Annotated in this window: 11 protein-coding genes and 1 pseudogene; 3 read left to right on the top strand and 9 right to left on the bottom strand. The window is 39.8% G+C overall.

The window, feature by feature from the left end:
• Positions 1-453: 453 nt before the first annotated feature.
• The 5 genes from QZ562_RS16250 to QZ562_RS16230 all read right to left on the bottom strand — a co-directional run bounded on the left by QZ562_RS16250 (position 454) and on the right by QZ562_RS16230 (position 4,941).
• On the bottom strand, positions 454-603 hold the full coding sequence (locus tag QZ562_RS16250) for a sulfotransferase domain-containing protein (RefSeq protein WP_293762361.1): 150 nt from the start codon (positions 601-603) through the stop codon (positions 454-456).
• Between the two features lie 157 nt (positions 604-760).
• Positions 761-1,027, bottom strand: coding sequence for a sulfotransferase domain-containing protein (locus QZ562_RS16245; protein ID WP_293762359.1), 267 nt, complete (start codon positions 1,025-1,027; stop codon positions 761-763).
• 323 nt (positions 1,028-1,350) lie between these two features.
• Positions 1,351-2,256: an oxidoreductase gene (locus QZ562_RS16240; protein WP_293762357.1), complete on the bottom strand. Its 906-nt coding sequence runs from the start codon at positions 2,254-2,256 to the stop codon at positions 1,351-1,353.
• A gap of 65 nt (positions 2,257-2,321) precedes the next feature.
• Positions 2,322-3,257 (bottom strand): glutathione S-transferase family protein, encoded by a 936-nt coding sequence (locus tag QZ562_RS16235; protein ID WP_293762355.1) that lies wholly within the window; start codon positions 3,255-3,257, stop codon positions 2,322-2,324.
• Between the two features lie 292 nt (positions 3,258-3,549).
• Complete coding sequence (locus QZ562_RS16230) at positions 3,550-4,941, bottom strand: MATE family efflux transporter (RefSeq protein ID WP_293762353.1); 1,392 nt, start codon at positions 4,939-4,941, stop codon at positions 3,550-3,552.
• Between the two features lie 113 nt (positions 4,942-5,054).
• Between QZ562_RS16230 and QZ562_RS16225 the strand changes: the two genes are divergently transcribed.
• Positions 5,055-5,954 (top strand): AraC family transcriptional regulator, encoded by a 900-nt coding sequence (locus QZ562_RS16225; RefSeq protein WP_293762351.1) that lies wholly within the window; start codon positions 5,055-5,057, stop codon positions 5,952-5,954.
• A 367-nt stretch (positions 5,955-6,321) separates the two neighbouring features.
• Here the strand turns inward: QZ562_RS16225 and QZ562_RS16220 are convergent.
• Positions 6,322-6,666: pseudogene (locus QZ562_RS16220) on the bottom strand (DDE-type integrase/transposase/recombinase); the annotation flags it as partial.
• Between the two features lie 174 nt (positions 6,667-6,840).
• Positions 6,841-8,034: an MFS transporter gene (locus QZ562_RS16215; protein ID WP_293762348.1), complete on the bottom strand. Its 1,194-nt coding sequence runs from the start codon at positions 8,032-8,034 to the stop codon at positions 6,841-6,843.
• 129 nt (positions 8,035-8,163) lie between these two features.
• Between QZ562_RS16215 and QZ562_RS16210 the strand changes: the two genes are divergently transcribed.
• Complete coding sequence (locus tag QZ562_RS16210) at positions 8,164-8,451, top strand: hypothetical protein (RefSeq protein ID WP_293762345.1); 288 nt, start codon at positions 8,164-8,166, stop codon at positions 8,449-8,451.
• On the opposite strand, the gene QZ562_RS16205 is transcribed toward QZ562_RS16210, so the two are convergent.
• Together QZ562_RS16205 and QZ562_RS16200 are read right to left on the bottom strand one after the other, a co-directional pair.
• The gene (locus QZ562_RS16205) at positions 8,422-9,021 is read right to left on the bottom strand and encodes a TetR/AcrR family transcriptional regulator (RefSeq protein ID WP_293762342.1); all 600 of its coding nucleotides are present in this window, start codon (positions 9,019-9,021) and stop codon (positions 8,422-8,424) included. The genes QZ562_RS16210 and QZ562_RS16205 overlap by 30 nt on opposite strands.
• Positions 9,022-9,479: 458 nt before the next feature.
• Complete coding sequence (locus QZ562_RS16200) at positions 9,480-9,845, bottom strand: DUF2750 domain-containing protein (protein ID WP_293762340.1); 366 nt, start codon at positions 9,843-9,845, stop codon at positions 9,480-9,482.
• A gap of 338 nt (positions 9,846-10,183) precedes the next feature.
• On the opposite strand from QZ562_RS16200, the gene QZ562_RS16195 reads away from it, so the two are divergent.
• A complete protein-coding gene (locus tag QZ562_RS16195) occupies positions 10,184-11,149 on the top strand; it encodes an SDR family NAD(P)-dependent oxidoreductase (protein ID WP_293762337.1) in 966 nt (321 codons plus the stop codon).
• The last annotated feature ends 64 nt before the right edge of the window (positions 11,150-11,213 follow it).

The raw sequence follows: 11,213 nt of genomic DNA, 5'->3' as shown, positions 1-11,213 counted from the left end.
AAGCGTCAGATGTGTATAAGTGACAAGTTTATACCTATCAGATTCTTGTGATATTAAGCTAGTTTAATACCACAAGACAAAACATGTGCATACATGCATGCACGCATGCATGCATGCATGCACATAATGTACAAAAGTTAGATATAATAATTAACTATTATTATAAATACACCTTACAGCCGCTCTACAGCTATATGTACCTTACAATACTAATAACATCGTTCTGGTTTGCTCCATTGTTATTTTCAGTAAAATAAATTTTGGTCTGATTTACTACGTCGCTGATGACCATATTTAAGCCAGCCAGCACATCTTTTCCCTAACTCAATCTCGGCACGATTTTCATACTCCAAGGAATATGCGTCACTTAAGGTGCCTGATCAGCGGCTATTAACACTTTTATTGATGAATATTTCGCCACACCACCCCAGGCGGCCCAGCAGGTAGCAAAGACTAAGTGGCGTTTTCCTTCATCCATTTAAAGGAACAATATTCTAGGCTCGTTAGCCAATTTTCATTTCTAATGTGAGCCTCTATAAAAGAGGTGATTTTACGAATTTCATTTGGCACATTCTTTTTAAGAGCAGAAAAGTGTATGAACATCACATTTGGTACGTCTTAAACTTTCCACTAGCTTTTACGTTTTCCCAAAATGACTATAAGGGAATTCATCATTTTGATACCACACATTCCAATATTTTTTTATATTCATTGGGTTTTGGTTTCAAGTCCGACTAACCCAGGGGTTTTATTAAGCGCATCATACCAATGGCGTTAACATGGTGGTTAAAAGACTCCAAATCACGTCTCTGACATCCTTACCGATATAGATATATTTAGCTTTATCGTAAAAGCACAACGCATCAACTGGTAAGTACGTTTTAAAAAAACGCCCATGAGTTTGCGCTGCCACTAACTGAAGTTTGAACACTTTGGGTGGCAAACGAAGATCCATCCATGGTGATATCTGTGCAACTTCAAGCTCTGGATCCCCACCAACCAGAAATTGTACAACGATTTGTTGCATTCAGGTTGTATCGCTTTGGCATAAGTGGAAATAATAATATTGTCATCGAGGAGCTCAAAATCATTCCAAATGGTTGAATCAAAGTGATGCTTATGTATTTATCTGGTTTTTATTGGTAAATTCGCCACGTTATCGGTATCCCCTCCATACTATTATCAAGCATATTTTTATAAACAAAATTGAGTTTTACTCAGAGTTTGAGAATAACTACAAAACAAATTCATATGTAAAATATATTAATAACATGTTTAGGTTCACTATTAAGTGGGTTTCACCAAGTCCAAGTGTTCCACTAAATCAATGCTCTCTATTCTATATAAACCTTATAAGCTTGGCCTAACGCCGGTCATCTCGATAGACAAATCCCATAGCTTTTTTGCAATTGATTCACTATAACTACGTTTATTCGACCTAACTTTAATCGCTGGCCCCGAGATTTCACCTCGCTTAGAAGGCCCGTAGTATTCTCCACCCTTCACACCCGCCATAGTGGCGGCACACAAAGTTGGCCAAGCACCTTGCTCTGCCGAATTAAAAAAAAGTTTTAAAACAGGCATCATCAACATAAAAGGTTTCGGGATGTATCGAGGCAACTCTGTGTTAGCTACCCCAGGATGAACCACAACTGAGATTGTGTTATCACCTATAGCGTGTAAACGGCGTTGTAATTCGTAACCAAAATACAGATTTGCAATTTTACTTTGTGAATAACACGCCCAAGCACTGTAATATTTTTTGGCATTAATATCGTCAAAATTAATTTTCCCCTTTCTATGGGCAATGCTTGCAGTGCTCACAATCCTGGCATTAGTTGTGGCACGAATTTTATCTAATAATAGTGATGTTAATACAAATGGCCCCAAATGATTAACACCAAATTGTGATTCAAAACCATCTTGTGTGTACTCCAATGGTGGCACCATAATACCTGCGTTATTGATCAATATATCCAGTCTAAGCTCTTGATTAATTTGCTGCGCCGCTTTTTGAATGGATACCAAACTACCTAAATCTAATTCGACAATAACAACATCTGCTTTAGGAAATATACCAAGTATTCTGTCTTTAGCTGCTTGCGCCTTCGACAAAGAACGACAACCTAATAATACTCGGGCACCTTTGCCTGCTAGGGTTTTTGCCACTTCAAAGCCCAAACCTGTATTGGCACCAGTGACAACTATTGTTTTTCCCATTTGCTCGGGTACATCCGCAGCTGTAAAGCCTGTCATATTTTTCTCACAAAAAAGAGTTGACTAAGTTAAAGATACGTATTTTTAATAAATATTCGATCATTTTACGCGGTGATCATTTTGTATCCAACGCGAGGGAAATGTACATAAACTTCACCTACTTTTTCATCCATTCGTTTAACCGCAACTTCATCAGTTTTAGACACTATCAATTCACCGGTGACTGGAGCAATACCATAGTCAGTCGGTATAATTTCAACACGATCACCAAACCCAAAACCATTCACCACCAAAAATTCACTATTCGAAAACGATACTGTCGGTGCCGAATGTGCAACATCAATGGCAGCTGTTGCATCGATACTGGTTGGAAACCCGTGCCCAATAGCCTTCATATTTTCAAACCACAGATTAAGTTGACGATAACCCTCCAGTAACATACAAACCCCAGCGTTATTATTGATAAACCAAAGGCAGTGATAAATTGAAAAATCTGCAATACTGATTTGTTCACCACACATATAGGAACCATCAGTACTCAGTTGTTGTTCCATCTGTTGCAGGTAAATGGGTAAAAGCTGTAACGCGGTATTTGCATCCATAGATAAGCCACTTCCGCCCTGACGCATTTTCGCTCGATCGTTGACAAAGTCTTCCACAAACTTTTCAGATACGCGTTGACGAAATGCTTTAAATCCAGCAGGCGAAAACGCTAGCGCCACAGCAACACTAAACAAATGTTGGTCCGCCCACGCAGCCAAGGTATTGGTGGTGAGTGACAAACTGGAAGGGAAAATACTCTCACCACCACACTGTTCGTCAATCACTCTAGCCATTAAGCGCGTGTCACAATAGATATGATTGTTATGCTGCAGCACAGGTGTTTTCCTATAACCACCCGTCAGTGTCACCAAGTCTGGCTTGGGCATGATTATCGGAACGTTAACAGTTTTATAGTGTGCGTTTTTATGTCCTAACAGGGTACGAATTTTTTCTGAGAAGGGAGAAAACTCATAGTGGTGTAAAATAAAATCATGCATCGGCGTTATCCTTTATGAGTATTCTGGCGCTGAGTGGAGTCTAAATTCTCAATCGACTATAACGTGAGCGTGTAGTGAAAACTCATTCAAACATTGAATATTCGATTATTGATACAGCCAATAGTGAGGCTGAAAACTATATTTATCAGAGTGTTATAAACCTAAAACTTTGGGTGATCAGATATTATCCTCGATACTAAAAATGGCCACATTGAAGCATTCTGTTATGCTAATTTATCATCACTGTCTTTTTGCATGTTAAGCATTAAATAAAACAAACAGACGACTAACTTTACGCAGTAGGAGTTGAAACAGAATTTTTTGATGGCATATCCATTGTTAAGTTACGTAACCAACATTTAGCTTTCAAGCGATACACAAACAGTACCGATTTAACAACCTCTTCCGAATAGGTAATCAACACTACCCAATAAATTGGTAAAGCATAATAAAATGCAGCGACGAAAGTTAACGGAATGCCGATGATCCACATTCCAGAGAAATCAATAAGTAGACAATGTTTATTATCACCCCCAGCTCGCAAAATTCCCATAGAAGCCGTCATGTTGAAGACTTTAATGCAAGTACCAAAAGTAATTAGCATAAAAATATCGTGTGCTACAACAAGCGTATCCTGATCCAAGTTGGCATAGGGCATAAAAACAAAGGATTCCAGACTTAACATCACCAGTCCTAGTAGAAATGTGACAATAGGTGCACTAACAACAAACCCTTTGGCTACTGACCAAGCAGAACTAAATGCATCTTGCCCTAGTCGCTGCCCCACCATAATCGAACAAGCGGAAGCAAAACCAAAAAAAAACGCAACCAATAAACCTTCTAATGGTGCCATCAAGCTCATTACCGCGAGTTCTTGGGTACCAATGCGACCATATATAAGCTGATAAAAAAATGTACCCAATGACCAAACACCGAAGCTCACCATCATTGGCCATACCAATTTAATTAAATAAACCCACTGTGCTTTGTCATAAAACTCATTACTGAGTGGGCGAGAAGGAAACACGACATGCTTGCTTTTATACAACCAAAGTACAATCAGTGATGCGTGAACACCTCTAGCAATAAAGGTTGCCCAGGCAGCGCCTGCTACTCCCAACGCATTAATACCTAAACCGCCATTAATTAGCCAATAGTTCAAAGCGATATTAATAATAATCGCAATCGTACCGAGCAACATAGAAAACCTAACTTGACCAAAGCCGCGTAAGGCATTTTCAAAAACCATGACCACAACAACAAATGCTAAACTGGGCATAGTCACCCAAAGATAGGCTTTGCCAGTGTTAATGATGACTTGATCAGTGGTGCCTAGCCCAACAATAAGATCACCAAAAGCAAAGGTCAGCAATACCACAGGTAATAAAACCCCAGCACCAATAGCCAGTGTTTTTATAATGACAGGACTAATACGACCGTTTTTACCTGCCCCAAAATACTGCGCAGATAACACACCTACACCTGTAGCCAAACCCGATAAAATGATTAATATAACAAACTGAACGCGGTTGCCCAATCCAACAGAAGCAACGGCCGAGTCACCTAGATGACCCACCATCATAATGTCGCTCATTCCCAACATCGTCACCAGAATGCTTTGTAACGAAATAGGCCAAGCAAGTTTAAAGCTTTGTTTCAGTGTTGATGTATTGTTATTTAGCATGGCGATATTTAACTTTGTTCAATAGCAGATAAATAGAATAAGCATGTATTTTATAAGAGTGTAAGCAAATAAACATCATTACGAATATCATGTACCATGTCTGAAACTATCATGTGAATAAAAGTATGTGGCGTGAAATTCTTAATATCGACCCAAGTTGTAAAGAATCATTTCTTAACTTTGAATCGCTTCCTGGTAAAGGAAAAGCCCTTATTGCTTTTGCGGGCGTGTCACATTTAAGACAAACCTACCAGATAGGAAAAACGGGTAAAGGCGAATATTTAAATGACCGGAAGAATGATCAAGTTCATGTCCATTACTTAATTTCCACCCAATCAGGCGCTGGAAAACTCACCTTAGAGTCGGGATGCCAATCTATTGGCCCAAGCACCATGATGCTAATACCGGCGGGGACGCCTTTTCTCTATGAGCTTGACGCAGACCATTGGGACATGTGCTGGTTGTTATTACATGACTGCCCAGAGTATAAGTTTATTCACCAACTCAAAGCAGGTGTCTGGCAAAGTGCCAACACCTCGTTGTTATATCAAACCATGTCATTGATCAGAGATTTTGAGCACAGTGATGGCCGTTATAAACCCGACATTCAGCTAAGGCTCATCGAAGTATTACTGTATCAGATTGAACAGACCCTAAAAAAGACACCCACACAAAGTGCGCAGCAGCAGCGTTTTCAAGCACTGATACGTAACGTTAATAAACAGCTGCAGTTACCATGGAGCGTGAGTTCACTGGCAGCTGAACTACACATGTCAGAGCCACAGTTCTATCGACTATGTAAAAAAGAAACAGGCAAGACACCTATGAAATTACTGACCCAAGCCCGTATGGAATATGCCTGTTATTTATTGCGTTATACAAATTGCAATTTAGAGCAAATCGCCGACACCGTAGGATATGCCGACAGTGCCAGCTTCGCCCACCGATTTAAAGAACGTTACAAAAGTAGTCCCGGGCGATGGCGTAGTCATGCAAACTTGGATCGAAATTAAATACTAGAGTCTTACAAATTTAAAACCTAATAACAAACTTGTAATTTTATTAAAGTCAGTTCATCTTTGGATCTATTATTACCTAAAGCTATCGATTTCTCTCTAACCTAAAGCTTAATTAAATGACCACGGCTCAAACCAATCTGGGATTAATTAATTTGGTCTGTGCTCAACATCATTTTAAACACTAATTAGTTAATCGGTTAAAGGATGGCTAGAAAAAATTCTGAACAGCTTACCCAAGTTGAACAAAGCATTAAGCAAGTTCTGTTCTGGTCAACCCCAACCAGACACTTTTTTTAAAGACATTTCATAATTTATCAGTGACATATAGCTTCATATGTTCGCGAATCGCTTGGGCAATTTACAATATCCAGTCATATTTCAAACTGCCAAAGAATCGCTCTACCACCGCATTATCCAGCACGCCCCTATTTCGCCTATTGAGGCGTGTATACACTAACCCTTAAAGTTTGCTGAAGCGACGGCTGGTATATTGTGAGCCCCGGTCACTGTGGAAAACGAACTCCTATTTGAACAATGTAAAATTTACAACCTTGATAATAGCCTGACTTATCGAGTCCGTCGTCATACGTTTTTCTAAGTGCCAACCCACAATTCGGCGTGAGTATAAATCCATCACGACAGCCAGATACATCCACCCTAGATCTATCTTTAAATAGGTGATGTCGCCAGCCCACGAACCATTTGAACAGAACAGTACGTGATAGCAAAAATATAGTGGAATACCGCAGCCCACTAAGTATCGCTAAATCGTCTAAAGTTCATGATAATTTAATGATTAAAGGGGCACAAATGTGATGTGCACCAGAGGACTTGCTTTTTATGCAACACGCCTACCAATTCATTGTTTAAAGATAAAACATCACTTTTTGTCTTTAAACTTAAGCGTAAATAAAAATAATACGAAATAACTGGTGAAAGCAAACCAATAGGGTAACGCGCCATCTACTGAATATAAATAAGTCCCTAGTAAGGGCCCTACCGTAAAACCTAGTGGCGGGCAGGAACCGGCCACACCAGCCACAGCGCCTTGCTCTTCTGATGAGACAGCAATAGAGGCACCGGCCATAAATCCAGGCCCAGCAAGACCCATGCCCAATCCCAGAATACACATAGACAATATATACATGTTCTGAGTATGGCCCATTGCCATCATGGCAAAAGCAATCATCATCATAGGCATAGATATTCTTAGCAATACAAATGGCCTAACAGATAAGCGAGGTATCACTAGTAATTGAACAAGGAGCGCTGCCGCAGCTGAAAACATCAAACTAATCCCGACAATTTTAGCGGTATCGATACCGCTTAGCCCCAACTCATCTTGAAAACGAAACGCAATGGTTTGTTGCACAATGGCAAAACCCATGAACAAAAATACACCCGCGACAACAAGCGGGAAAATCCTTGCATCGGTGTATTTGAGTCTTGGTTGCTTTTTAATTACCGCTGGCTTTGGCAACTCCGGCAAGGCATACAGTGTTAATACAGCTGCGGCTAGCGTTAAAAAAACTGAGAAATATAGTGGCGTGAGCAAACTAATACTGGCGAGCAATCCGCCAATAGCAGGACCTAATATTGAACCAATATTGCCTGCAGCTCCGATGGCTCCCATACCTTTAATACGATCTTCTACGGTTGTAATATCAGCCATGTAAGCATTGGCTGAAGGAGACACTGCTGCCATCACTGTTGCGTTAGCGACACGGGTCACAATTAATAATATAAGAGCGGTTACAGGAATAAGATAACCTAACAATGCAGCCTGAAATACGCCAGCAAACATTATGGTGCCAACAGAATAGCCAAACAGACCGATTAATAAGATTTTTCTTCTACCCCAGACATCACTGGCACGCCCCCACAAGGGACTAACCAAAAACAAAGTTAAGGAAGAAGCAGAAATAATAGCGCCAATCTGCACTTCTACTAGGCCTACTTCTCGCCCCAGAGGTGCTAATATGGCAAAGAGTACGGTTTGCGCAAAACCCATAGCAGCTGCTGCTAACAAGAGCGTTCGTTTGGCTAAGACGTTATTAGGATGAGAAGGCAACATAAAGGTTGGGCTTACGAAAAGATCGTAAGCACTGCTCCTGAATAATGATCAAGTTCATATTGTATAGTTTTATGATTTTTGTTGAGGGCTTGTAATAAAGTTTGGCCAACAACAAACTCAACGTTGAACATGACACCGACCAAAAACTTCCATCCTATATTTGCACACATAGTTTCAGGCAATGTTGCTGACTTAGCCATTGTGTATATAGATGACTCGGCCTTGCAATTGGACGGGCTAAACAGTTTGAACGGGCTAGACAGTTTGAACGGACTAGACAGTTTGAACGGGCTAGAAAGTTTGAACGGACTAAACAGTGCGACTGCATTTTTATACACTTTTTTACCTTTTGAAAAGTTAATGTTGATCAAATCCGGTTTTATAGCTCTACTCGTTGCTTACCGCGCTGATCAATGAGTGGATCATAGCTGTGGCTAAGTTTTCGAAGCTACGTTTATCGCCTAACAAATGCGCCAAATCTAATGAAATCAGACCATGTAATCCTGCCCATAACACATAGAAAATATTTACTGGATCACCAATCATAGTGCCGTTTTCCACAGAACAATTCACCACCTGACGCATGGGTTCAGCACTACGAAAAATCTCAGCTTCCAGCTCACTATACTTTGCACTGTCTGGCTGTGCTTCGTTATACATCACTCGGTACGAATCCGGATATTGAATAGCAAACTGTAAATAAGCACGCAATAATACTTCTAACTGTTTGCTAGTATCAGGCTGCTGTTCCAGTGCAGCTGCAAGAATATCGGCAATTCGTCCAAACTCTCTTTGTCTTAACGCCGCCAGAATATCAGCTTTATTTTTAAAGTATCGGTAAGGCGTTGTGCGACTGCAGCACAAATCAGCAGCCAATGTGCGTAAAGAAATCCCCTCTACCCCATGCTTTCCAAAAGACACCAACGCCTGATCACACATCCGATTACGAAAACACAGTATTTCTTCCGGGGTCAATATCTTAGGCATACAGCCCTTAATGTTATGCTTAACAGTGGTTCATCAAACAATTGCTCTGTTAACAAATTGAAGAATAACCTCTAAAAAATAAAAGTTTTTATCAACATATCTGTGAGATGAACAACACGGTTTAAGTGTCTAAAATAATAGACAACATATAATATATCTTATATTGACACTGTCAATTTTTATAATATAGGGAATCAATAGAATGAAACCCAACAAATCTCTGATTGACTAACTAGCAGCAAGCATAAATCGAATTAGCAGTTTAAAGGCATCAGAGTTTAATACCTGACTATATAGTTTAATCATCAATTGAAGATAGGTAGGCTATTTAAAGGCAAAAATAATCCGTGTAATTAGGATAATGTTTTAGTGTGGTAGACCACTTTGGAAAAAGTAATTATATCGAGTGTTAGGGGCACCTCAATTCTACCCCTTTCATCTGGCCCTGCGATCACATTTTACAGTGTTTCTATCTTAGCCAGTATCTGGCTAAATTCTGCAAGCTCTAATTCTAAGTATTCGCCGCCATCACGCCATTCCACTCCTATTAATACATTGTCTTGGGCTAAGTCTTCCACCCAAAACTCCAACCAATCAGCAAGGCTAATAGACATAGGTATGTAGTCTTGCCATTCATCAACGCAGTGGCTTTTAGCCAATTCCTTGCTTGACCAAACGGGCATCACATCGGTGTTTTCAAAATTAATTGAATCGAGAACAACCCAACCTTCGCTGGCTTGGTCTTGTAATGCCCATAATGTTTGGGTGGATTGTACTTGGGTCATAAAATCAGCTGGCGGAGTTTTGGGATTGGTATCTGTCATAATGAATTTCATCCTGTCTAAATGTATAGCTAATCATACGGAGTTAGCAACAAAGGAACAACGCTAAACTTAAATTTGTTAGTCGCCTTTGACCGCTAATTAGTGCAGTGAATTCGACCCACAATACATATATAGAAACATAAAATCACTCCCGACTGATTACCCAAAATTCATATAAATTATCTTTTATTTTATTCCATTCCTAATTTTAGAATAATTAACCATTCACCTTATAAATTTATATCTACAAGGTTTTTATATAAATTAGTGATAATGTTTATTGATAACTAATGACTCACACTCTTTCCGCTTTAATGTGGTTACGTAAGGAAAACTTCATGATCCGTGTTCAACATTTTATTAACTTTTTAGTCACAACCCTTCTTTTAATTGGCGTTCCAACCCATGCTATCAGTCAACCAGAAATAAAAATGAAGTCAGTGCTGGTGACTGGCGCTTCTACAGGTATTGGCCGTAATTTGGCTGAAACCTTGGCAAGCAGTGGCTATCACGTTTATGCCGGTGCAAGAAAAGACAAAGATCTAAGTGCACTTAATGCAATTAACAATATTACAGCGGTCAAACTCGACGTCACTAAACAGGATGAAATAGATGCTGTTCTTGCCTTAATTCGAGACAACGATACTGGACTCTATGCACTGGTTAATAATGCTGGTATTGGCAACGGTGGAGCAATATCTCAGACGCCAATTGAAGAGCATAATATGGTTTATCGCGTTAATGTAGAAGGTGTATATCGTGTTACTAAAGCATTTTCTCCTTTAATTATTGAGTCTAAAGGGCGCATTTCTACCACGGGCTCTATTGCAGGCACAATAACGCGTGCAGGGGGAAGTGCTTATAGCGGAAGTAAACATTGGATTGAAGCTTTTACAGATGCGCTAGCGCTTGAGATGGCATCGCTAGATGTGATGGTCAGTGTTATTGAACCGGGCAACTACCAATCACATATACGTCGCAGCTCAGTATTACGCAGTTTTGCGAAAGTAGAAGCTACGGGTGGAGAAATCACACCCGATATGCAAAAGATGTTTAGCGACACTGCAGCAAGAGAACTTTCTTATAAAAAGCCAGATGAAGTATCGGCAGCTTTCATGCATGCATTGTTCGATGACAAACCACTGCGCCGATATGTAGTCACACCAAATCAACAAGAGCAAGCCTTAACAATTAATACAAAAATTCGTCAGTTAGTAGAACTCAATCAATGGGGTCCCCATAGCTACACTCGAGATCAACTTATTGAAATGTTAGACAAAACCATTGCAAAAACAGCAAAGTGAATTTGATATATTTAATTAATAAACCCAGCTTAAGCTGGGTTTATTATTATGGTAACTATGCAAA

The sequence above is a fragment of the uncultured Paraglaciecola sp. genome, from assembly GCF_913058035.1.
Classification (GTDB): domain Bacteria; phylum Pseudomonadota; class Gammaproteobacteria; order Enterobacterales; family Alteromonadaceae; genus Paraglaciecola.
This window is presented reverse-complemented; position numbering and strand designations above follow the sequence as displayed.